This window comes from Pseudomonas sp. NPDC089428 (assembly GCF_044749325.1).
Classification (GTDB): Bacteria; Pseudomonadota; Gammaproteobacteria; order Pseudomonadales; family Pseudomonadaceae; genus Aquipseudomonas.
On sequence record NZ_JBIVHT010000008.1, the window covers coordinates 15,956 to 36,918 of the forward strand.

A 20,963-nucleotide genomic window follows, 5' to 3' on the forward strand; every position below is an offset into this window, starting at 1 on the left:
GGAGAACGCCATGCGTATCGCATTCATCGGCCTCGGCAACATGGGCGCGCCCATGGCCCGCAACCTGATCAAGGCCGGGAACCAGTTGAACCTGTTCGACCTGAACAAGACCGTGCTGGCCGAGCTCGCCGAACTGGGCGGGCAGGTCAGCGCCTCGCCCAAGGAGGCGGCGGCCAGCAGCGAGCTGGTGATCACCATGCTGCCGGCGGCGGCCCATGTGCGCAGCGTCTACCTGGATGACGACACGGGCGTGCTGGCTGGCATCCGCCCAGGCACCCCGACCGTGGATTGCAGCACCATTGACCCGCAGACCGCCCGCGAGGTGTCTAACGCTGCAGCGGCCAAAGGCGTCGACATGGGCGATGCGCCGGTCTCCGGCGGCACAGGCGGCGCAGCGGCGGGCACCCTGACCTTCATGGTCGGCGCCAGCGCCGAGCTGTTTGCCACTCTGCAGCCGGTGCTGGCGCAGATGGGCCGCAACATCGTGCACTGCGGCGAAGTGGGGACCGGGCAGATCGCCAAGATATGCAACAACCTGCTGCTGGGCATCTCGATGATCGGCGTGTCCGAGGCCATGGCCCTGGGCAACGCGCTGGGCATCGACACCAAGGTGCTGGCGGGGATTATCAACAGCTCGACCGGGCGTTGCTGGAGCTCCGATACCTACAACCCGTGGCCAGGCATCATCGAGACTGCACCTGCTTCGCGTGGGTATACCGGTGGATTCGGCGCTGAGCTGATGCTCAAGGACCTGGGGCTGGCCACCGAGGCTGCGCGTCAGGCCCACCAGCCGGTGATCCTTGGCGCCGTTGCCCAGCAGCTCTATCAGGCCATGAGCCTGCGCGGTGAAGGCGGCAAGGACTTCTCGGCGATCATCGAGGGTTACCGCAAGAAGGATTGACGAGCGAGGACTTCATCGCGGGCCGGGCGGCCTTCCCTCTGTAACTGCGCACCAGAGGGGAAGGTGCCCGTACCGCGATGTTTTTTGAGCATTATTTAGGTAAGGGGGGTAAGTAATGCATGAAAACTCCCAAACCAAAAAATGCGATAGTCAATATCAAAAGCGAGGAGCCTAGGAAGATTAGGAGGGTCTTGATTTTTGAAGGTGGATTATTTATTTCCTTGATGTCAATGAGGTTTTTTCGTGCATACATTTTAGGAATGAGCAGAATGAATGATATATTCGTTAGTCGAAAGAATTTCCCCATCAAGCCTGCATGCAGCCAGAGTTTTTTTTCGTCGGTTATTGCAGTGCAATTTAATAAAAATCCTTCAATGTAATCAATTTTTCGATGAGCGATACATATCGTTAATGCCAGGTTCAAGAAAAGTAAAGTTGTGACTGTCATGCTGTAGACTAAAAAAATCCAGTGCATGATTGTCATTTTGCTACTGCCTCGTATAGAAGTTCCCCAGCCCAGGCGCCTGCTTCATTCCCAAATTTTCCGCCTGCCATTCCGCCGCTGTACCGCCGAATATCACGAAAGCGAGCGCCTCAAAGCCTCCGCTCTGCGATGTCTTTTAAAACTATAGCGATATCAAATTTTGTACATGTTGTAATGATGATTGCCGCGATTAGCCCTTCAACGATAATAGTCACCTAACTACCCCCTATGCATTAACTAACCGTCGACTTCACCTTGCTCTTCTTGCCACAAGAGGGACGGTGCCCTTACCGCTATTTTTTGCAATCTAAGAAATAGGAAAAAATACTTGACGTTAAAAAGGTGATTATCAAAAGCGTATAAGTGTAGCCAAAGGTTTTAAGTTTCTTTTTTACTCCTCTTGGGAGTTTTGCGATTTCGTCAGCGTCTACAAGCCCTTTGCGTGCAAAGAAATTTGGAGTCATCAGTAAGAATGAGATTGAGGTGAGTCGAAATATTTTCCCGAGCAATCCAGCATTGGAGAGTGTTAGTTTGTCGCTCATCACCATTTTGCTGTTCTTGAGAAGGCTTTCGATTTTATCGATTTCTCGATGGGCGTAGTGTGCAGTTAGAGCAAGCGTGATGGATGCGGAGATGATAATAAGCAAGAAGGTTAAGGCGAAGATGTGGTGTGCAATTGTCATTTTGCTACCCTCTCATAAATTACGTCACCCATAATCTCTCCCCCGTCACTCCCCAGCTTTCCACCTAACGCGCCGCCTGTAGCGCCGCCTATTATGGTGCAAGCAAGCGCTCCAGGACCTCCTGTAGTTATCCCCAAAAAAATCCTGCAGGCAGCACTCGCGACAAATTTCCCACCCACCGATCCAAGTGCGGTACCTATGAAGCCTCCAGCAAAGGCGCTACTCTCCACATACTTAGCTCTCCGACATTCCTCTTCACGGCCCAGGGTGCAGGCCTTATAAATTTCCAGGCCAGTAGCCGCAACATCTAATGCGATGCCGAGATAGCCCCCTTTTTTGATCAGCCCAGCAGCCTTTGTAATCCCAGCCACCTTGTTCGCATATCCCGCAATCTCGCCGGTATGCATGTAGCTCTTCGTGGATATCCCCAACTTCCTTTTGATCGAGCCGTGGTTTCTTAAGCCGGAACCGTAAGCAGCCAGCTTGTTCAACTGCTCATCCAGCTTCATGAACAAGGCGGCACGCTTTGCAAGGAACTGATCGCGAGCCGCCATGGCCCCTGACCCGAGATGCTGTTGATGCAGCTTCTCTATGTCCATCAAGGTGGCCTCGATAGCTTTCAGGTGTTTGCTCCACCCTTCACTGACCACTCCAGCGCCCACGGACGCATGCGCGATGAGGCTCTTCAAGGTCTCGAAATTGTCCAGAAAAAAGTTATCCACACCTTGGCCGTTGCGCATCAGCCCCAAATGCGCAATTGTCGCCTGCCTCATCATCCAGGCTTCCTGGCTGGTGCAGGAGGCCGTGGTGGGGTCGCCGATGATGATGAGTTCACCGCTACGGACCACCGTATTGGCAATGTGTGAATTCAGCACGTCAAACTTTTCCAGGGAATGACCGGTCAGCGCCAGGTCGGATTTCAGCCTGTGATAATTTTGCAGCTTGAGGTTGAGGTACGCGCGCGCTTCGGACATGGCAGCACCCTCACGCGTATTTTCTGTTGCCGATACGGTCCCAGCCGCCGGCGATATTGCCGCCGCCACTGCCATCCTGGCGGCGCTGCTGGGTGTAAGTGGTCTTGATACGCCCGTAATTGAGTTGCACTACTTCCAGCGGCACTCCTGAGTCCACGGCCTGCGAATACTCCGCGATGATCACCTCTTCGAGGATGATTTCGAAGTACCTGAGTTTGTCACCGCCAGCACGGCAGAGGGCGAGCTTCACTTCTTTCAGATGCTGGCCTGTGCAACTGGCTTCCATCAGTTTGCAACTGGCACTGTCGAGGTACTTGGTGAAAGTGAAGTTGGTGACGGACGTCCTGCCTGAAGTTGCGCCGCCTGCGGAACTGGCTGTGGCCGAGGTACTTTGGCTGACGCCAAAGTCATAGCCCAGTACTTCAATCCATTTACTGTATTTTTCGTCCAGTGCTTCTCCTGGAATACTGTCGATCTGAACGTATGCGTCGAAAGCCATGCTTATCTCTCCTTGACATTATTTTGAGTGGGCAATGCTGCCCGGCGATTCGGGCGACCAGTGCAGGCTAGGTCTGGGAGAGTGCGAGAGCAATAGACTATGGGATTGAAAAAAGCAATTCAGAAAAGGACTACAAAGAGGGGATTAAGTCTGAAAGTATTTGTCAGGAGATGTAACTGTGCATCAGCGGGCTCATGCACTTCTACTACTGGTATTAAACATGATGTTCATCATGGTGATGGCCCTGTAGGAAGTTTAGCGTTTTCCACAGGGCCTACATCGGAGTAGCAAATAAATCAGGCGAAGACGAAGTACTTGCGCACGGTCTCGACCACTTCCCAGGTGCCTTGCATCCCCGGTTCGATCACGAACACATCACCCGCTTTCAGATGCTTCGGCTCTTCGCCTTCCGGGGTGATGATGCAGTAGCCATCGAGGAAGTGGCAGAACTCCCACTTCTCGTAGTTGACCTCGAACTTGCCTGGGGTGCAGATCCAGGTGCCCATGATCTTGCTGCCGTCGGCCGACAGGTAGGCGTTGAGGTTGACGGTGTGCGGATCGCCGCCGATGCGCTTCCACTTGGTGGCGTCCACGACCGGCGTCGGGCAGGTTTCGCGCAGGACGGTGATGAAATCGGACATGGCACAACTCCTGGTGACTGGCTGAATGACGAGTCACCATAGGGCCAAAGGCCGAGCCGCAGTTGCCTGGGCTCGACATCCAGCTGCCTGCCCGCGCTATGCCAGGGCGTTTACCTCGACGGTGATGTGGGCCAGTTCCTCGTGCACACCCAGTGCCTGGCGCACGCTGTCGGCGCTCAGTGCCGCCTGGGTGGCCAGGCTGAGGATGCAGGCGTACTGGTCCTTGCCCACGCGCCATACATGCAGGTCGGTGATGGTGGCAGGCACCGGCAGTTCGGCGACCACCTCACGAATCTCCTCGACCACCGGCGCGTCCATTTCGGCATCCAGCAGGACGCGGCCGGTATCGCGCAGCAGCCCGCGGGCCCAGAGCGCTACCAGCACCGCGCCGACCAGGCCCATTACCGGGTCGAGCCAGCTGGCGCCCCAGAGCTTGCCGGCCAGCAGGGCGACGATTGCCAGCACCGAGGTGGCGGCGTCGGCGATCACGTGCAGGTAGGCCGAGCGCAGGTTCAGGTCGTGGTGGTGATGGCCATGGTCGTGGTGATGGTCATGGCCATGAGCATGATGGTGATGATCGTGATCGTCACGCAGCAGCCAGGCGCAGATCAGGTTCACGGCCAGGCCGATCACGGCGATGAAGATCGCCTCGTCATAGTGGATCGGCCCCGGCGTCAGCAGCCGTTCGGCCGACTGGAAGGCCATCAGCCCGGCCACGCCGAGCAGCAGCAGGGCGCTGGAATAGCCGCCGAGTATCTCGATCTTCCAGGTACCGAAGGCGAAGCGCTGGTCCTTGGCATAGCGGCGTGCGGCAGCATAGGCCAACAGCGAAAGCCCCAGGGCCAGGGCGTGCGAGCTCATGTGCCAGCCGTCGGCGAGCAGTGCCATGGAGTTGAAGAACCAGCCACCGGCGATTTCCGCCACCATCATGATCGCCGTCAGCCACACGGCCAGGCGGGTCTTGCGCTCGGCGCCGAGGTTGCTGGTGTGGAACTGGTGGCTGTGCTGCCAGCGGCCTGAGGTTTGTGTCGCCATGGTTTATCATGCTCCCGGAATGTCGAGAAATATACTATACCCCAGTATACCTAGCGTGGTGTGAAAGCGAATGGCACATACGATCAAGAGCAAGAAGCAACTGCTGACCCGGGTGCGCAAGATCAAAGGCCAGGCCGCCGCTCTGGAGACGGCGCTGGAGCAGGACAAGGACTGCCTGGCGATCCTCCAGCAGATCGCCGCCGTGCGCGGCGCGGTGAACGGGCTGATGGCCGAGGTCATGGAAGGGCACATCCGCGAGCACCTGGTGGCGGAAGGGCTGAGCGCCGAGGAACGGCAGGAAGAGGCGGACAAGGTGGCGGCTTTGTTGCGGTCTTATCTGAAGTGATACCCCCTGGGGGTATAGGCTAGGAAGGTTGGTTTCCTACAGGGCGATAAGTAGAAGCTTACTCGGCGGCCCGAAACATCCGATGGTCACCTGAAGTGTGCATGGTGTGTACTGTGCTTCGTTTTGGTTAATTTGGTGTGTATGATACACATCGACTGCCGAAGGAAGGGTGAATGCGCAGTCGTGAAGTGATCCAGCTCATTGAGGCGGATGGGTGGTATGAAGTCGAGGTGAAGGGCAGCCATCATCTGTTCAGGCATCCGATCAAGAAGGGACGGGTGACAGTTCCTCACCCCAAGAGCGATCTGCCCAAAGGCACCGTACACAGCATCCTGAAGCAAGCTGGCTTGAAGCAGTGCAGTGGCTTCGATAGCTCAAACAGCAGTGGAGACGCGCTATGAAATTTCCGGTCGTATTGCACAAGGACGCCGAATCGGATTACGGCGTGACCATTCCCGATGTACCAGGCTGTTTCTCTGCTGGAGGGAGTGTCGCCCAGGCACTGGAGAACGTTCAGGAAGCATTGGCGCTTCATTTCGAAGGCTTGGTTGCAGATAACGAAGCGCTTCCGCAAGCGCAGGAAGTCGACGTCCATGTGGCGAACCCCGAGTATGCCGGTGGGGTCTGGGCTGTCGTCGATTTCGATGTTACGCCGTACCTGGGGAAGGCCGTAAGGTTTAACGCAACACTGCCGGAAAACCTGCTGCAGCGAATCGATGAAAAAGTGAAGCGTGACCATCGATATGCCTCTCGCTCCGGATTTCTAGCGTCGGCCGCCCTGCGAGAGCTGGCGCTCGCGCATTGAGCAACGGGGCTGCTTTGCAAGCCATCGCGGGCCTCGCGCTGGGTCAAGGGCCTTGCAGTTCCCTGTGGGGCTGCATCAATCGCTCAACCAACCCCGCCGCATAGCCGGGTAACCCGGCAAAATCCCGCGCACACAAGAGTAACCGCCGCTTGGCCCAATCCTCTCGCAGCGCCACCCAGTGCATCGGCAACACCCCCTGCCAGCGCTGCACCGATGCCAGCGGCACCACACCGATACCGGCGCCCCCCGCAACCATGCGTATTACCCCGTCAAATCCCTCTGCCCGCACCCGTACCTGCATGCGCTGGCCTTCGCGCAGCGCCTGTTCTTCCAGGTACAGCGCCAGGGCACTGTTCGCCCCCAGCCCGACATGGCCATGGGCAAGGCAGTCAACGAAGCTCGGCGCGGGCTCTGCGGCGAGGGGGTGAGCCAGCGGTGTCACCAGCACCAGCGGATCATCGCGAAACGGCAAGGTCTGCAGATGCGCGCTGGGCGCAGCAGTGGAAATGACGCCCAGGTCTGCCATGCCCTGGGTGATCGACTGCACGATGCGCAGGCTTGGCAGCTCCTGCACATCGATACTGATCCCAGGGTTGTCGGCAAGGTAGCTGGCCAGTAGTTCCGGCAGGTATTCGGTCAGCGCCGCGGTGTTGCACAGCAGCCGAACCTGCCCTTGCTGCCCCTTGGCATAGTGGGCCAGGTCGAACTGCAGGCGTTCGACCTGCTGGCCGATCAGCCGTGCATGTTGCAGCAGTGCCTGCCCGGCGGGCGTCGGCTGCACGCCACGGCGATCGCGCTCCAGCAAAGTCGTGCCGAGCGATGTCTCCATGGCACGGATGCGCGCACTGGCCGCCGGCAGCGAGAGATGGCTGCGGCGGGCGCCAGCAGTGATGTTGCCGCACTCGGCGGTGTGCTGGAAAAGCCGGAGGTCGATCAGGTCGAAATGCATCTGCCTCTGTCCTGGCGAGAGTCTGGCTGAGTATATGGCAGATTTTCAGCCCAACCGCTGCGCGCCATCATGGCGCCCATGAATACCTTGATCGCCTTTTACCAGAACATCGGCCCGGCACTGACGCTGCTGGTAATCATCACATTCCTGCTGGCCGGTGCCGTCAAAGGTGTGATCGGCCTCGGCCTGCCGACCATCGCCATGGGCCTGCTGGGGCTGGCTATGTCGCCGGCGCAGGCTGCGGCGCTGTTGATCGTTCCGTCGACGCTCACCAACCTCTGGCAGCTCGCTGCTGGAGGGCATCTGCTGGCGCTGCTGCGCAGGCTCGGGCCGATGCTGACGATGATCTTCTTTGGAACCTTGCTTGGCAGTGCCTGGTTGGGCATCAACAGTGGGCCGTGGGCGGTGCATGCGTTGGGAGCGGCGCTGGTGATCTATGCGTTGTACGGGCTGGCAGGCCCGGCCATGCGTGTGGCGCCGGGGCGGGAAGGGTGGTTGGGGCCGGTCTGCGGGCTGGTGACCGGTATGGTCACTGCGGCCACCGGTGTATTCGTGATGCCAGCGGTGCCTTACCTGCAGAGCCTGGGCCTGAGCCGCGACGAGATGATTCAGGCGCTGGGCCTGTCGTTCACGGTTTCGACCCTGGCGCTAGCCCTTGGCCTGGCCGGGCAGGACGCCCTGGGTGGGCAAGCGCTGGGGGCTTCGTTGCTGATGCTGGCGCCGGCACTGCTGGGCATGCTCGCCGGGCAGGGGTTGCGCCAGCGCATCAGTGCTGCGCTGTTCAAGCGCTGCTTTTTCATCGGCCTGGCCGCGCTGGGCGGCCATTTGCTGATCAACGGTTAGCGGACGAGGCGCTGAGCATCACGATCGGCTGGATGTCGAAGTCGCGCTCCAGGTAATCCATGCGTTTTTCGAAGAACTCGACCATGTGCGGCAGAGCCGAGTGCACGTCCAGCGCCGCCTTGTCAGCCCACACCTCATAGAACACGAACAGGCTCGGGTCCTGTTGGTCGCGCAGCATGTGGTACTCGATGCAGCCCGGTTCCTGGCGGCTTGGCTCGACGTAGGCGCGGAACAGGGTTTCGAAGGCTTCGGCCATTTCCGGACGGGTCTTGGCCTTGAGGATGAATGCGTGCTGCTCGCTCATGGATCGGTTCTCGCAATGGGCAAAGGGTTGGTGAAACGATTCTACGGCAATAATATCTCTCCGATCTTTGACTTAAGGTCAATTGTATTTTGCCCCGTGCTGGCTGTATCCCGTGCCCCCGAACTTCTAATCTGCCGGCCTCATCTTCATGACGCGATCACAGGCATTCAGGCCTCGGGTCGCCACCGACAACTTCGAGGCCAGCATGAAAAAGATCCTTCTGCTCAACGGCGGCAAACAGTTCGCCCACTCCGACGGCCGTCTCAACCAGACCCTCCACGATGCCGCCCTGGCCCACCTGGACCGTGCCGGTTTCGATGTGCAGCAGACGTTCATCGACGGTGGTTACGACGCCCAGGCCGAAGTGGAGAAATTCCTCTGGGCCGACGTGATCATCTACCAGATGCCGGGCTGGTGGATGGGCGCGCCGTGGACCGTGAAGAAGTACATCGATGATGTCTTCACCGCCGGCCACGGCAGCCTTTACGCCAACGATGGCCGTACCCGTTCCGATCACTCGCAGAAATACGGCAGCGGTGGCTTGGTGCACGGCAAGCAGTACATGCTGTCGCTGACCTGGAACGCGCCGCAGCAGGCGTTCGATGACCCGACGGACTTCTTCGAGGGCAAAGGTGTGGATGCGGTGTACTTCCCGTTCCACAAGGCCAACCAGTTCCTCGGCATGACCGGCTTGCCGACCTTCCTCGCGGTGGATGTGATGAAGCGCCCGGATGTTCCGGCGGCGTTGGCGGCTTATGAGGCGCATCTGGACAAGGTGTTCGGCAAGGCTATCTAATCCCTGCATGGTTCAAGCACAGGCGCTCAAGTGAAGACCCGATCCGAAGAACTCCAGGTGTTCGTCGCCGTCATCGACTGCGGCTCGATCTCTGCCGCTGCCGAGCAGTTGGGGCAGACCCCGTCGGCCGTCAGCCGCACGCTGTCACGCCTGGAGGCCAAGCTCGGCACCACCCTGGTCAACCGCACTACCCGGCGCATGGACCTCACCGAAGAAGGGCGCTTCTTCCTCGAACGCTCGCGCCTGGTGCTGGAGCAGATGGACGAGATGGAAGAGCGCCTGTCGATGAACCGCCAGACCCCCTCCGGGCGCCTGCGCATCAACGCCGCAGCACCGTTCATGCTGCATGCCATCCTGCCGTGGATCGGCGAATTCCGTCGCCAGTACCCCGGCATCGAGCTGGAGCTCAACACCGACGACCTGATCATCGACCTGCTGGAGCAGAGCACCGACGTGGCCATCCGCATCGGTGAACTCGCCGACTCCAGCCTGCATGCCCGCTCGCTCGGCTGCAGCCCGGTCCAGGTGCTGGCGAGCCCGGAGTACCTGGAGCAACACGGCACGCCGGAAAAGGTCGAAGACCTGAACAACCACTGCCTGCTCGGCTTCAGCCAACCTGAGTCGCTCAACCAGTGGCCTCTGCGTCATGCCCAAGGTGACCGCTGGGGCATCCGCCCGGCACTGATCGCCTCCAGTGGCGAGACCCTGCGTCAGCTGGCGCTGGCCGGGGAGGGCATTGTCGCCCTGTCGCACTTCATGACCCACGAAGACATCCGCGCCGGCCGCCTCAAGGTGCTGCTGAGCGAGGCCAACAACGGCTACCGCCAGCCGATCCACGCGGTGTACTACCGCAACACGCAGCTGGCCCTGCGCATCCAGTGCTTCCTCGATTTCATCCAGCGCAAGCTGGCCATGTACGCTTGCTGAGTTGCCTGAACGCGACAGATCCTGTCCACAGGCGGCGAAACTTCCTACGTTTGATTGCACAGTCAGAGCGCTTCGGCCTTACTGACTGCTCAACAAAAACAACACCAAGGAAGTGTCATGCGTATTGTCCCGTTCCAGTACCTGGCTCTGGCAGCCGCGATCCTGAGCTGTTCCTCGACGTATGCCGCCACGTTGGAAGGCGGCGCGGTGGCCGCACCCGATCAATATGGTGCACAGGTAGCCGCCGATATTCTCAAGAAGGGCGGCAACGCAGTGGATGCTGCGGTAGCGACGGCGTTCACCCTGGCGGTGACCTACCCCGAGGCGGGTAACATCGGTGGCGGCGGTTTCATGACCCTGTTCGTCGACGGCAAGCCGTATTTCCTCGACTACCGCGAAGTGGCGCCCAAGGCCGCTACCCGCAACATGTACCTGGACGAAAAGGGCGAGGTGATCGAGAACCTGAGCCTGGTTGGTGTGCGCGCCGCTGGCGTGCCCGGCACGGTGATGGGCCTGTGGGAAGCTCACCAGAAGTTCGGCAAGCTGCCCTGGAGCGAGCTGCTGACCCCCGCCATCGGCTATGCGAAGAACGGCTTCAAGGTCGCCGAAAAGCAGTACCAGTACCGTAACGATGCCCAAGGCATGTTCAAGACGGCGACCAACTTCAACGATTACTTCGGCAACATGAAGGTCGGTGAGCTGTTCAAACAGCCGGAAATGGCCCAGACCCTCGAGCGTATTGCCGACAAAGGCGTGAGCGAGTTCTACCAGGGCAAGACGGCCGACCTGCTGGTGGCGCAGATGCAGGCCGACAAGGGCCTGATCACCAAGGAAGACCTCAAGGACTACAAGGCCGTGTGGCGCGAGCCGATGGCCCTGAGCTGGCGCGGCAACGTGGTCTACACCGCGCCACCGCCCAGCTCCGGCGGGGTAGCCCTGGCCCAGCTGCTGGGCATCAAGGAAGACCGTGCGGCAGACTTCAAGGGCGTGGCGCACAACTCGGCGCAGTACATCCACCTGCTGGCAGAGATCGAGAAGCGCGTGTTCGCCGACCGTGCCGATTACCTCGGCGACCCGGCTTTCACCAAAGTGCCGGTCGACCAGTTGGTGGCCAAGGACTACCTGGCCAAGCGTGCCGCGCAGGTCAACCCGAAAGCCATCTCCGAGACTGACAAGGTCAAGCCAGGCCTGGAACCGCACCAGACCACGCACTTCTCGATCGTCGACAAGCAGGGCAACGCGGTCAGCAACACCTACACCCTCAACCTCGATTACGGCAGCGGCGTGGTGGTCAAGGGCGCGGGCTTCCTGCTCAACGACGAGATGGACGACTTCAGCGCCAAGCCGGGCGCAGCGAATGCCTTTGGCGTGGTCGGCGGTGACGCCAACGCCATCGCACCGGGCAAGCGCATGCTGTCGTCGATGAGCCCGAGCCTGATGACCCGCGACGGCAAGGTCGAGCTGGTGATCGGTACCCCGGGTGGTTCGCGGATCTTTACCTCGATCTTCCAGGTGATGAACAACCTGTACGACTACGGCATGCCGCTGGAGAAGGCTGTGGCGGCGCAACGTGTGCACCATCAGTTGCTGCCCAAGGACACCATCTACTTCGACAGCTACGCGCCGCTGACCGGTCCGGTGGCTGATGAACTGAAGAAGATGGGCTATGTGCTGGAGGATCAGGGCTGGGAGATGGGCGATATCCAGGCGATCCGGGTCAACGGGGCGCAGCTTGAGACCGCTTCGGATCCGCGTGGGCGTGGGGTGGGGATGATCGTTAAATAGTTCTGCATTGGCGGAGCTGACGTATTCGCGGGGCAAGCCCGCCCCCACAGGTTCACCGCTCTTCGGAAGGCAGCGGTAATCCTGTGGGAGCGGGCTTGCCCCGCGAATGCTATCTAAAGGTCAGACGCGGAACTGGCTGACCAGCATCTGCAGGTGACCACCCAGGCGCGCCAGCTCGACGCTGGACGCGGCTGTTTCATCACTGGCCGCAGCGGTCTGCTCCGACACATCCCGCACATTCAGGATGCTGCGGCTGATCTCTTCAGCCACAGCACTCTGCTGCTCGGCCGCCGCAGCGATCTGCTGGTTCATCGACTGGATGCTCGACACCGTGCCGGTGATGTTCTCCAGCGAAGCACCTGCCTTGCGCGCCAGCTCGACACTGCTGTCGGTCAGCGTGCGGCTGCCCTGCATGGCGTTGGCCACCTGCTGGGTACCGTGCTGCAGGCTGGCCACCAGCTCTTCGATCTCTTCGGTGGACTTCTGCGTGCGCTGGGCCAGGCCACGCACTTCGTCGGCAACCACGGCGAAGCCACGGCCGGCTTCACCGGCACGGGCCGCCTCGATCGCGGCGTTGAGCGCCAGCAGGTTGGTCTGCTCGGCCACCGACTTGATCACGTCCATCACGCTGCCGATCTTCTGGCTTTCCTGCTGCAGCAGGTTCATGGCCTCGGTGGAACGGTGCACTTCCGCGGCCAGGCGCTCGATCTGGCTGATCGCCTCGCCTACCACACGGTCACCGGCACGGGCCTCGTCGTCGGCACCGGTGGCCGCGTGCGAAGCCTGCTCGGCGTTGCGCGCCACTTCCTGAACGGTGGCGGCCATTTCGTGCATCGCGGTGGCCACCTGGTCGGTCTCGACCTTCTGGCTGTTGGCGCCGGCACTGGTCTGCTCGGTCACTGCCGACAGCTCTTCGGCGGCGCTGGCGATCTGGGTGACGCCGTCACGGATGCCGCTGATCAGCTCGCGCAGGGTGGTGCCCATGCGCGCGATGCCTTGCTGCAGCACGCCGATTTCGTCGCGGCGAGTGACGCGCAGCTCATGGGTCAGGTCGCCAGCGGCAATGCGTTCCACGGCTTGCAGGGTGTCGCGCAGCGGGCCGGTGATCTGCCGGGTGATGATCACGGCGGCAATCACGCCCGCCAGCAGCGCCAGCAGCGTGGCGATGGTCTGCAGGCTACGTGCCTGGGTGCTCTCGGCGTCGCGGCGTTCGAGCTGGATCTTGTACAGCGCGTCGCTGCGCTTGACGATGTCGGCACCCTGCACGGTCATTTCCGCACGGGCAACGGTGATCGCGGCGACCGCATCGCGGAACTGGCGCACGGCATCGCGGTAGGCCAGCACCGACTGCTCGAATTGCTGTACGCGGGTGGCTTCAGCGGGCAGCTGGCGCTTGAGGTTGTCGATGTCGGCCAGCGCACTGTCCAGCTGACGCAGGGCGGCCTGCTCGTTGGCGGCGGTGTTGTCGGCGATGTAGCCGCGCACATCGATGCGCACTTGCAGCAGTTGCTGGCGCGCCTTGCTGATCAGCTGGTACTGGGCCAGGCGCACGCTGTCAGCCTCGGGGCGGGACATGACGTCCTGGCTGAGGGTTTCCATGGCGTCATCGGCCTTGGCCGCCGACACGTTCATGGCGTCACGGGCGGCCAGCGAGCTCTTGTAGCCGGCACGCATCTTGTTCAGCGACACCTTGTACTCGCTGATGGTCTGCCCCAGCTCCTTGAGCAGCACGACGTTGGCCGGGCTGGTGAAGGTGGTGACCAGGTATTGCTGCTGCTTGCTGAAGGCGTCGAGCTTGGCCTGGGTGTTGGCCGCAGCGGCGTCATCGCCATTGGCGATCATGTACTGCAGGCGCGCCACGCGCAGGTCGGTCAGGTCCTTGTTGAGCTGGCCGATGTCGCCCATCCAGTTGCTGCGGTCGATCAGGCTGCCCAGGCTGGTCCAGCCAGTCAGGGCCAGCAGGCCAGTTAGAAACAGCACCAGGCCGAAGCCCAGGCCGAGTTTGAGGTTGACGCTGATGTTGGCGAACCAGCTGTTCATGCACGCTCTCCAGAAAATTCATTCGCTCACTTGATCATCGATCGCAGGGCGTTGTTGTTCTGGGAGCCCGCTGATTCGTGCTGCTGTTATCGGCACGACGAACGGAAAGCTGAATCGCTTTTTCAGCTGATTTGTAACTTAGCGAAAACGTTTGCTTTTTGCAGATCGCGGGGGCTGTTTGGCAGCCCATCGCCGGCAAGCACGGCTGCCACAGATGCTGCGCCAGTTTTGTGGAAGCCGCAAAGCGGCCCAGGATCTCAAAGGCTACGTGCGCTGAAGGTATCGCAGCTGTTCACATTACCCTGGGCAAAGCCGGCCTTGAACCAGCGCACCCGCTGCGCCGAGGTGCCATGGGTGAAGGAGTCGGGCACCACGCGCCCCTGGCCCTGCTGCTGCAGCCGGTCATCACCAATGGCATTGGCCGCGTTCAGTGCCTCCTCGACATCGCCAGGCTCCAGCCAGTTCAGCCGCTTCTGCGCCTGATACGCCCACACCCCGGCCAAGCAGTCAGCTTGCAACTCCTGGCGCACCAGCAGGCCGTTGTCGCCTTCCATGCGCTGGCCGCCACGCCGCGCAGCATCGACCTTGGCCGACACACCCAGCAAGGTCTGCACGTGGTGGCCGATCTCGTGGGCGATCACGTAGGCCTGGGCGAAGTCGCCGGCCGCAGCGAAGCGGGTTTCCATCTCGCGGAAGAACGACATGTCCAGGTAGACCCGTTGGTCCGCCGGGCAGTAGAACGGCCCGACCGCCGCAGAAGCAAAGCCGCAGGCGGAGTTCACCTGGCCGCTGAACAGCACCAGTTTGGGATCGCGGTATTGCTTGCCAGCCTGAGCGAACAGGGCCTTCCAGGTATCCTCGGTGTCACCCAGGATCGAGGCAACGAACTGAGCCTGTTCGTCATTGGCCGGTGGCGCCTTGCCCCCGGCGCCATTCGGCGCAGCCTGCTGTTGCTGCTGGTCCATCTGCCCGGCGAGCTGGCCAAGGATCTGCAGCGGGTCCTGGCCGGTGAGCCAGCCGATGCCGACGATCAGCAGCACTGCGCCAAGCCCCAGCCCCTTGCCGCCGCCAAAGCGCATACCGCCGCCGCCGCCTTCGCCACGGGCATCGACCACGTTGTCGCTGCGTCGGCCTTTTCGCCATTCCATGAGGTGCTCTCCAGAGCGTGAAACATGGGGATAAATACTAGATCACCCCAGCCAAAGGCACTAATACATAACCATAAGGTTATGTATTGGGTGGCTGATTTCAATATTCATCACGCGCGACCTATCTGAAACTGCAAGTCCGCCTGCCGTGTACAGGCGTTTTCATAATTCCAAGAGAGGAATCCGGCATGCCCGCCCAGGACAACAGCCGCTTTGTGATCCGTGATCGCAACTGGCACCCGAAGGCCCTGACGCCCGACTACAAGACTTCCATTGCCCGCTCGCCGCGCCAGGCACTGGTCAGCATCCCGCAGTCGATCAGCGAAACCACCGGCCCGGACTTTTCCCACCTGGGCTTCGGTGCCCATGACCATGACCTGCTGCTGAACTTCAACAACGGTGGCCTGCCGATCGGCGAGCGCATCATCGTTGCCGGCCGCGTCGTCGACCAGTACGGCAAGCCTGTGCCGAACACCCTGGTAGAGATGTGGCAAGCCAACGCCGGCGGCCGTTACCGCCACAAGAACGACCGTTACCTGGCGCCGCTGGATCCGAACTTCGGTGGTGTCGGCCGCTGCCTGACCGACCGCGACGGCTACTACAGCTTCCGTACCATCAAGCCGGGCCCGTACCCATGGCGCAACGGGCCGAACGACTGGCGCCCGGCGCACATCCATTTCGCCATCAGCGGCCCTGCGATCGCCACCAAGCTGATCACCCAGCTGTACTTCGAGGGTGACCCGCTGATCCCGATGTGCCCGATCGTCAAGTCGATTGCCAATCCGGAAGCCGTGCAGCAGTTGATCGCCAAGCTCGACATGAGCAATGCCAACCCGATGGACTGCCTGGCGTATCGCTTCGACATCGTGCTGCGCGGCCAGCGCAAGACCCACTTCGAAAACTGCTGAGGACCCCGCCATGCCAATCGAACTGCTGCCGGAAACCCCCTCGCAGACCGCCGGCCCCTACGTGCACATCGGCCTGGCCCTGGAAGCGGCCGGCAACCCGACCCGCGACCAAGAAATCTGGAACCGCCTGGCCAAGCCGGACGCTGCTGGCGAGCACATCCTGCTGATCGGTCACGTCTATGACGGCAACGGCCATCTGGTGCGTGACTCGTTCCTGGAGCTGTGGCAGGCCGATGCCAACGGCCAGTATCAGGATGCCTACAACCTGGAAAACGCCTTCAACAGCTTCGGCCGCACCGCCACCACCTTCGATGCTGGCGAGTGGACCGCGCACACGGTCAAGCCAGGGGTAGTGAACAACGCTGCAGGCGTGCCGATGGCGCCGCACATCAACATCAGCCTGTTTGCCCGGGGGATCAACATCCACCTGCACACGCGTCTGTACTTCGATGACGAGGCCGAGGCCAATGCCAAGTGCCCGGTGCTCAACCTGATCGAGCAGCCGCAGCGCCGCGAGACCTTGATTGCCAAGCGTTGCGAAGTAGATGGGAAAACGGCCTATCGCTTCGATATCCGTATTCAGGGGGAAGGGGAGACGGTCTTCTTCGACTTCTGAGTGAAGCCTGGGCTGCTTTGCAGCCCATCGCCGTCAAGCGCGGCTCCCACAGGTAGAGTGCAAACCTCGAGGTTGGCGCTGTACCTGTAGGAGCCGCGCTTGCCGGCGATGGGCCGCAAAGCGGCCCCCGCAATCTATCGGTCAACGCCGAACCAGCAGGACGCCACTTTCCATGTGGTGGGTATAGGGGAACTGGTCGAACAACGCACAACGCTCGATGCGGTGCGTGTCCTGCAACTGGGCAATGTTCGCCGCCAGCGTCTCCGGGTTGCACGAGATGTACAGGATCCGCTCGAATCGCCGGGTCAGCTCGCAGGTATCCGGGTCCATCCCCGCACGCGGTGGGTCGACGAACACAGTGCCGAACTCATAGCTTTTCAGGTCGATCCCTTCCAGCCGCCGGAACGGGCGCACTTCATTCAGCGCCTGGGTCAGCTCTTCCGCCGACAGGCGCACCAGCCGCACGTTATCCACAGCGTTTTCGTCGAGGTTGCTCAGCGCGGCATTGACCGAGGTCTTGCTGATCTCGGTGGCCAGCACCTGGCGCACGCGGGTGGCCAGTGGCAGGGTGAAGTTGCCGTTGCCGCAATACAGCTCCAGCAGGTCGTCCTCACGCTCGCCGATGGCCTCGAAGGCCCAGCTCAGCATCTTCTGGTTCACCGCGCCGTTGGGCTGGGTGAACGCGCCTTCCGGTTGCCGGTAGCTGAACACGCGACCGGCGACTTCGAGCTTTTCCACCGCGTAGTCGCGGCCGATCACCAGGCGCTTGCCCTTCGAGCGGCCGACCAGGCTCACGCCCAGGTCTTCGGCCAGCTGCCGGGCCGCCACTTCCCAGGCTTCGTCCAGTGGGCGGTGATAGCACAGGGTGACCATGGCATCGCCGGCCAGGGTGGTGAGGAACTCCACCTGGAACAGGCGGTTGCTCAGCGCCTCACTGGCCTGCCAGGCGGCTTTCAGGCGCGGCATCAACTCGTTGATGCGCTGGCTGGCGATAGGGAAATCGTCGATCAGGATCGCCTTGTGCTTCTCGCCCGGGGCGAACATCGCATAGTGGCGCTGGCCGTCCTCGCGCCACAGGCGGAACTCGGCGCGCAGCCGGTAATGCTCGCGCGGCGAGTCGAAAACGGCCGGTTCCGGCGCGCCAAAGGGCGCCAGCAGCTCGCGCAGGCGAGCGACTTTGCCCTCGAGCTGAGTGTCGTAGGCGGTGGGGTCGAAGACAGCACTCATGCGTTGAACCAGCCCAGCTTGATGACGAACAGGATGGAGAGGATCACCAGGGCCGGGTTCAGGTCGCGGTGGCGGCCAGAAATCAGCTTGACGGCGGTCCAGGAGATGAAACCGAAGGCGATGCCGTTGGCGATCGAGTAGGTCAGCGGCATCGCCAGGGCGGTCACCACCACCGGAGCGGCTTCGGTGACGTCGTCCCAGTTGATTTCCGCCAGGCCCGAGGCCATCAGCACGGCGACGAACAGCAGCGCCGGGGCGGTGGCGAAGGCTGGCACGCTACCGGCCAGCGGGGCGAAGAACAGGGCCAGCAGGAACAGGATGGCGACCACGATGGCGGTCAGGCCGGTGCGGCCCCCGGCGCTCACGCCAGCTGCGGATTCAATGTAGCTGGTGGTGGTCGAGGTGCCCAGCAGGGAACCGGCCATGGCCGCGGTGCTGTCGGCGATCAGGGCACGGCCCATCTTCGGCATGTGGCCGTCCTTGCCCATCAGGCCGGCGCGCTTGGCGACGCCAATCAGGGTGCCGGAGTTGTCGAACAGGTCGACGAACAGGAAGGCGAAGATCACGCTGACCAGGCCCACGTCGAGGGCGCCCTTGATGTCCAGCTGGAGGAAGGTCGGCGCCAGCGACGGCGGCATCGACACTACGCCGCCGAACGGGGTCACGCCCATCAGGATCGAGGCGATGGTCACGGCCAGGATGCCGATCAGCACCGCGCCACGGACCTTCAGCGACTCGAGGCCGACGATCAGGAAGAAGCCCAGGGTGGCGAGGATCGGGGCCGGCTGCTTGAGGTCGCCCAGGCCCACCAGGGTCGCCGGGTTATCGACGACGATACCGGCGTTATGCAGGGCGATGAACGCCAGGAACAGGCCGATACCCGCGGCAATCGCCGAACGCAGCGGCAGCGGGATGCTGTTCACGATCCATTCGCGGATGCGGAAGATCGACAGCAGGAAGAACATCACCGCCGAGAGAAACACCGCGCCCAGTGCCACCTGCCAGGTGTGGCCCATGTGCAGGACCACGGTGTAGGTGAAGAACGCGTTCAGGCCCATGCCCGGCGCCAGGGCGATCGGGTAGTTGGCGATCAGGCCCATGGTGGTCGAGCCGATGGCGGCGGCCAGGCAGGTGGCGACGAAGATCGCGCCTTTGTCCATGCCGGTCTCGCCGAGGATGCTCGGGTTGACGAACAGGATGTAGGCCATGGCCAGGAAGGTGGTGACGCCCGCAAGAATCTCGGTGCGCACGTTGGTGTTGTGTGCTCTTAGTTGAAACAGCCTTTCCAGCATGCCCGCTCCCCAGGGCGCCCTCGCGCCGTGAATGTATCGACCCCATCAGCAAAGCACAGACCGTAGCGGATGCCGTGGTTTTGTGTGGGGCGGAAAAAAGCCGCGCATCATACCAGCATGCTCGGCGGGGGCCTATCGCCGTTGGGGAATGGCTTATCTTTAGCCTGTACCGGCCTCTTCGCGGGCACCGGTAAACGCATCATTCGTTGTGCAACCGGTCGCGCTTGGCCAGTGTGGGGAACAACTTTATCCAGACCCCGGTCACCACCAGCGTACCGACGCCTCCCAGCACCACCGCCGGCACTGTGCCGAACCAGTGCGCCGTCACCCCGGACTCGAACTCACCCAGCTGGTTCGACGCGCCGATGAACAACCCGTTCACCGCGCTCACCCGCCCGCGCATTTCGTCCGGCGTCTCCAGTTGCACGAAGGCGCCGCGGATGACCATGCTGATCATGTCCGCCGCGCCCAGCACCACCAGTACCGCCAGCGAGAACCAGAACGAAGTCGACAGGCCAAAGGCAATGGTCGCCACGCCGAACAACCCGACGGCGGTGAACATGGTGCGGCCAACCTTGCGCTCGACCGGGAACCGCGCCAGCCACAGCGACATCAGCAGAGCCCCCACCGCCGGTGCCGAGCGCAGCAGGCCCAGGCCCCATGGGCCGGTGAGCAGGATGTCCTTGGCGAACACCGGCAGCAAGGCGGTGGCACCACCGAGCAGCACGGCGAACAGGTCCAGCGAGATGGCCCCGAGGATGTCTGGGCGGCTGCGGATGAAGCGGATCCCGGCCATCAGCGACTCGATACTGGCGCGGCCGCGCTGCGGCACCTGCTGGCGCGAGTCGAGGCTGAGCATCAACAGACAGGCGATGGCGTACAGCGCTACGGTCGGGCCATACACCCAGATGCTGCCGAATGCGTACAGGAAGCCGCCCACGGCCGGGGCGACGATGGTGGCTGCCTGGGTCGCCGAGGCCGAAGCGGCTACCGCCCGCGGGAACAGCCCGGGAGGCACCACGTTGGGCAGCAGCGCCTGGGTCGCCGGCATCTCGAACGAGCGGGTGGCACCGAGCAGGAAGGCCAAAGCGAAAATAAGTTCGCGGCTGACGTTGTCGGTGGCGCTGCCCACGGCCAGCGCCAGGGCGATCAGCCCCTGCAAGGTCTGGCACAGCGCCGCGACCTTGCGCCGGTCATAGCGGTCGGCGACGTGCCCGGTGTGCAGCATGAACAGCACCCGTGGGGCGAATTCGACCAGGCCGACCAGGCCCAGGTCGAGCACGTTGCCGGTCAACTGGTAGAGGTGCCAGCCAATGGCCACGGTGAGCATCTGGAAGCCGCTGGCGGTGAACACCCGGGCCAGCCAGAAGGCGATGAAGGGGCGGTGGTGACGCAACAACTGCGGTGCGGAATCGGACATCGGAAACCTGTTGGCCTCGGCGCAGTAGAGGGGGCCGCAGCGTATCATCTGTTTGTAACAAACGGTTACTGTTTGCCGTGATCGGCACTTTTCCAGGCTTCGCGAAAGAGGGTGGGGCAACTGGTCACGCGGCAAACAACCACACCGCCCAGCGGGCCATTCGGGACTATGCTTCTTAGGAATCGTTGACCTGGATCAATCGTTCCAGATGTAACGAATTGGCCCTTGGGCCGGAATCCCTGCGATCGAACAGAACAATTCCAACGTGCCGCACTCGACTACCGTGGGGGCAGTGGGCGACGGGGCCACAAGCCCGGACGCCGGATTATCTGAAGAGGAA

The 20,963-nt window shown here is 61.8% G+C and carries 22 protein-coding genes; 10 read left to right on the forward strand and 12 right to left on the reverse strand.

What is annotated here, in order from left to right; translation table 11 throughout:
* The first annotated feature begins 10 nt into the window (after positions 1–10).
* Positions 11–901 (forward strand): 3-hydroxyisobutyrate dehydrogenase, encoded by an 891-nt coding sequence (gene mmsB, locus ACIPZ5_RS16350; RefSeq protein ID WP_400809668.1) that lies wholly within the window; start codon positions 11–13, stop codon positions 899–901.
* Between the two features lie 777 nt (positions 902–1,678).
* Here mmsB and ACIPZ5_RS16355 read toward each other — a convergent pair.
* From ACIPZ5_RS16355 to dmeF, 5 genes are all read right to left on the reverse strand, one after another.
* On the reverse strand, positions 1,679–2,068 hold the full coding sequence (locus ACIPZ5_RS16355) for a hypothetical protein (RefSeq protein WP_400809670.1): 390 nt from the start codon (positions 2,066–2,068) through the stop codon (positions 1,679–1,681).
* The gene (locus ACIPZ5_RS16360; RefSeq protein WP_400809672.1) at positions 2,065–3,042 is read right to left on the reverse strand and encodes a hypothetical protein; all 978 of its coding nucleotides are present in this window, start codon (positions 3,040–3,042) and stop codon (positions 2,065–2,067) included. Before ACIPZ5_RS16360 ends, ACIPZ5_RS16355 begins: the two co-directional genes overlap by 4 nt.
* A 10-nt stretch (positions 3,043–3,052) precedes the next feature.
* Positions 3,053–3,547, reverse strand: a complete 495-nt coding sequence (locus ACIPZ5_RS16365) for an Hcp family type VI secretion system effector (RefSeq protein WP_400809831.1) — start codon at positions 3,545–3,547, stop codon at positions 3,053–3,055.
* A gap of 290 nt (positions 3,548–3,837) precedes the next feature.
* Complete coding sequence (locus ACIPZ5_RS16370) at positions 3,838–4,182, reverse strand: cupin domain-containing protein (protein WP_400809674.1); 345 nt, start codon at positions 4,180–4,182, stop codon at positions 3,838–3,840.
* A 96-nt stretch (positions 4,183–4,278) separates the two neighbouring features.
* On the reverse strand, positions 4,279–5,217 hold the full coding sequence (gene dmeF / locus ACIPZ5_RS16375; protein ID WP_343598049.1) for a CDF family Co(II)/Ni(II) efflux transporter DmeF: 939 nt from the start codon (positions 5,215–5,217) through the stop codon (positions 4,279–4,281).
* Between the two features lie 70 nt (positions 5,218–5,287).
* Here dmeF and ACIPZ5_RS16380 point away from each other — a divergent pair, with 70 nt between their 5' ends.
* From ACIPZ5_RS16380 to ACIPZ5_RS16390, 3 genes are all read left to right on the forward strand, one after another.
* A complete protein-coding gene (locus ACIPZ5_RS16380; protein WP_054886890.1) occupies positions 5,288–5,563 on the forward strand; it encodes a metal/formaldehyde-sensitive transcriptional repressor in 276 nt (91 codons plus the stop codon).
* A 173-nt stretch (positions 5,564–5,736) separates the two neighbouring features.
* On the forward strand, positions 5,737–5,964 hold the full coding sequence (locus tag ACIPZ5_RS16385; RefSeq protein WP_400809677.1) for a type II toxin-antitoxin system HicA family toxin: 228 nt from the start codon (positions 5,737–5,739) through the stop codon (positions 5,962–5,964).
* A complete protein-coding gene (locus ACIPZ5_RS16390) occupies positions 5,961–6,368 on the forward strand; it encodes a type II toxin-antitoxin system HicB family antitoxin (RefSeq protein ID WP_261941585.1) in 408 nt (135 codons plus the stop codon). The genes ACIPZ5_RS16385 and ACIPZ5_RS16390 overlap by 4 nt, the downstream gene beginning before the upstream one ends.
* 43 nt (positions 6,369–6,411) lie before the next feature.
* On the opposite strand, the gene ACIPZ5_RS16395 is transcribed toward ACIPZ5_RS16390, so the two are convergent.
* Positions 6,412–7,317: a LysR substrate-binding domain-containing protein gene (locus tag ACIPZ5_RS16395; protein ID WP_400809679.1), complete on the reverse strand. Its 906-nt coding sequence runs from the start codon at positions 7,315–7,317 to the stop codon at positions 6,412–6,414.
* A gap of 78 nt (positions 7,318–7,395) precedes the next feature.
* Here ACIPZ5_RS16395 and ACIPZ5_RS16400 point away from each other — a divergent pair, with 78 nt between their 5' ends.
* Positions 7,396–8,160 (forward strand): sulfite exporter TauE/SafE family protein, encoded by a 765-nt coding sequence (locus tag ACIPZ5_RS16400; protein ID WP_400809681.1) that lies wholly within the window; start codon positions 7,396–7,398, stop codon positions 8,158–8,160.
* Here the strand turns inward: ACIPZ5_RS16400 and ACIPZ5_RS16405 are convergent.
* Positions 8,150–8,464 (reverse strand): putative quinol monooxygenase, encoded by a 315-nt coding sequence (locus ACIPZ5_RS16405; RefSeq protein WP_027918390.1) that lies wholly within the window; start codon positions 8,462–8,464, stop codon positions 8,150–8,152. The two genes, ACIPZ5_RS16400 and ACIPZ5_RS16405, sit on opposite strands and share 11 nt — an antisense overlap.
* Positions 8,465–8,669: 205 nt before the next feature.
* Here ACIPZ5_RS16405 and ACIPZ5_RS16410 point away from each other — a divergent pair, with 205 nt between their 5' ends.
* The 3 genes from ACIPZ5_RS16410 (at position 8,670) to ggt (ending at position 11,972) form a co-directional block, all read left to right on the forward strand.
* The gene (locus ACIPZ5_RS16410) at positions 8,670–9,260 is read left to right on the forward strand and encodes an NAD(P)H-dependent oxidoreductase (protein ID WP_085674956.1); all 591 of its coding nucleotides are present in this window, start codon (positions 8,670–8,672) and stop codon (positions 9,258–9,260) included.
* A 30-nt stretch (positions 9,261–9,290) separates the two neighbouring features.
* Entirely contained in the window at positions 9,291–10,187 is an 897-nt protein-coding gene (locus tag ACIPZ5_RS16415) for a LysR family transcriptional regulator (protein WP_400809684.1), read from the forward strand.
* A 117-nt stretch (positions 10,188–10,304) separates the two neighbouring features.
* Positions 10,305–11,972, forward strand: coding sequence for a gamma-glutamyltransferase (ggt, locus tag ACIPZ5_RS16420; protein WP_343598034.1), 1,668 nt, complete (start codon positions 10,305–10,307; stop codon positions 11,970–11,972).
* 120 nt (positions 11,973–12,092) lie between these two features.
* Here the strand turns inward: ggt and ACIPZ5_RS16425 are convergent, their stop codons facing one another.
* On the reverse strand, positions 12,093–14,012 hold the full coding sequence (locus ACIPZ5_RS16425) for a methyl-accepting chemotaxis protein (RefSeq protein ID WP_400809686.1): 1,920 nt from the start codon (positions 14,010–14,012) through the stop codon (positions 12,093–12,095).
* A 257-nt stretch (positions 14,013–14,269) separates the two neighbouring features.
* A complete protein-coding gene (locus ACIPZ5_RS16430; protein ID WP_261941579.1) occupies positions 14,270–15,160 on the reverse strand; it encodes a neutral zinc metallopeptidase in 891 nt (296 codons plus the stop codon).
* A 188-nt stretch (positions 15,161–15,348) separates the two neighbouring features.
* Here ACIPZ5_RS16430 and pcaH point away from each other — a divergent pair, with 188 nt between their 5' ends.
* Positions 15,349–16,068, forward strand: a complete 720-nt coding sequence (gene pcaH, locus ACIPZ5_RS16435; protein ID WP_400809688.1) for a protocatechuate 3,4-dioxygenase subunit beta — start codon at positions 15,349–15,351, stop codon at positions 16,066–16,068.
* A gap of 10 nt (positions 16,069–16,078) precedes the next feature.
* Positions 16,079–16,684 carry a protocatechuate 3,4-dioxygenase subunit alpha gene (gene pcaG / locus ACIPZ5_RS16440; RefSeq protein WP_261941577.1) on the forward strand — a complete coding sequence of 202 codons (606 nt, stop codon included), beginning with the start codon at positions 16,079–16,081 and terminating at the stop codon, positions 16,682–16,684.
* Positions 16,685–16,825: 141 nt separating this feature from the next.
* Here the strand turns inward: pcaG and trmA are convergent, their stop codons facing one another.
* From trmA to ACIPZ5_RS16455, 3 genes are all read right to left on the reverse strand, one after another.
* A complete protein-coding gene (gene trmA, locus ACIPZ5_RS16445) occupies positions 16,826–17,911 on the reverse strand; it encodes a tRNA (uridine(54)-C5)-methyltransferase TrmA (protein ID WP_261941576.1) in 1,086 nt (361 codons plus the stop codon).
* The gene (locus ACIPZ5_RS16450; protein ID WP_261941575.1) at positions 17,908–19,203 is read right to left on the reverse strand and encodes an NCS2 family permease; all 1,296 of its coding nucleotides are present in this window, start codon (positions 19,201–19,203) and stop codon (positions 17,908–17,910) included. Before ACIPZ5_RS16450 ends, trmA begins: the two co-directional genes overlap by 4 nt.
* 199 nt (positions 19,204–19,402) lie before the next feature.
* Positions 19,403–20,623: an MFS transporter gene (locus ACIPZ5_RS16455; RefSeq protein ID WP_261941574.1), complete on the reverse strand. Its 1,221-nt coding sequence runs from the start codon at positions 20,621–20,623 to the stop codon at positions 19,403–19,405.
* Between the last annotated feature and the right edge of the window lie 340 nt (positions 20,624–20,963).

Bases quoted from the DNA above. Each gene is read 5' to 3' on its own strand.
- mmsB (WP_400809668.1), top strand. From the start codon at position 11: ATGCGTATCGCATTCATCGGCCTCGGCAACATGGGCGCGCCCATGGCC.
- ACIPZ5_RS16355 (WP_400809670.1), bottom strand. From the start codon at position 2,068: ATGACAATTGCACACCACATCTTCGCCTTAACCTTCTTGCTTATTATC.
- ACIPZ5_RS16360 (WP_400809672.1), bottom strand. From the start codon at position 3,042: ATGTCCGAAGCGCGCGCGTACCTCAACCTCAAGCTGCAAAATTATCAC.
- ACIPZ5_RS16370 (WP_400809674.1), bottom strand. From the start codon at position 4,182: ATGTCCGATTTCATCACCGTCCTGCGCGAAACCTGCCCGACGCCGGTC.
- dmeF (WP_343598049.1), bottom strand. From the start codon at position 5,217: ATGGCGACACAAACCTCAGGCCGCTGGCAGCACAGCCACCAGTTCCAC.
- ACIPZ5_RS16380 (WP_054886890.1), top strand. From the start codon at position 5,288: ATGGCACATACGATCAAGAGCAAGAAGCAACTGCTGACCCGGGTGCGC.
- ACIPZ5_RS16385 (WP_400809677.1), top strand. From the start codon at position 5,737: ATGCGCAGTCGTGAAGTGATCCAGCTCATTGAGGCGGATGGGTGGTAT.
- ACIPZ5_RS16390 (WP_261941585.1), top strand. From the start codon at position 5,961: ATGAAATTTCCGGTCGTATTGCACAAGGACGCCGAATCGGATTACGGC.
- ACIPZ5_RS16395 (WP_400809679.1), bottom strand. From the start codon at position 7,317: ATGCATTTCGACCTGATCGACCTCCGGCTTTTCCAGCACACCGCCGAG.
- ACIPZ5_RS16400 (WP_400809681.1), top strand. From the start codon at position 7,396: ATGAATACCTTGATCGCCTTTTACCAGAACATCGGCCCGGCACTGACG.
- ACIPZ5_RS16405 (WP_027918390.1), bottom strand. From the start codon at position 8,464: ATGAGCGAGCAGCACGCATTCATCCTCAAGGCCAAGACCCGTCCGGAA.
- ACIPZ5_RS16410 (WP_085674956.1), top strand. From the start codon at position 8,670: ATGAAAAAGATCCTTCTGCTCAACGGCGGCAAACAGTTCGCCCACTCC.
- ggt (WP_343598034.1), top strand. From the start codon at position 10,305: ATGCGTATTGTCCCGTTCCAGTACCTGGCTCTGGCAGCCGCGATCCTG.
- ACIPZ5_RS16425 (WP_400809686.1), bottom strand. From the start codon at position 14,012: ATGAACAGCTGGTTCGCCAACATCAGCGTCAACCTCAAACTCGGCCTG.
- ACIPZ5_RS16430 (WP_261941579.1), bottom strand. From the start codon at position 15,160: ATGGAATGGCGAAAAGGCCGACGCAGCGACAACGTGGTCGATGCCCGT.
- pcaH (WP_400809688.1), top strand. From the start codon at position 15,349: ATGCCCGCCCAGGACAACAGCCGCTTTGTGATCCGTGATCGCAACTGG.
- pcaG (WP_261941577.1), top strand. From the start codon at position 16,079: ATGCCAATCGAACTGCTGCCGGAAACCCCCTCGCAGACCGCCGGCCCC.
- trmA (WP_261941576.1), bottom strand. From the start codon at position 17,911: ATGAGTGCTGTCTTCGACCCCACCGCCTACGACACTCAGCTCGAGGGC.
- ACIPZ5_RS16450 (WP_261941575.1), bottom strand. From the start codon at position 19,203: ATGCTGGAAAGGCTGTTTCAACTAAGAGCACACAACACCAACGTGCGC.
- ACIPZ5_RS16455 (WP_261941574.1), bottom strand. From the start codon at position 20,623: ATGTCCGATTCCGCACCGCAGTTGTTGCGTCACCACCGCCCCTTCATC.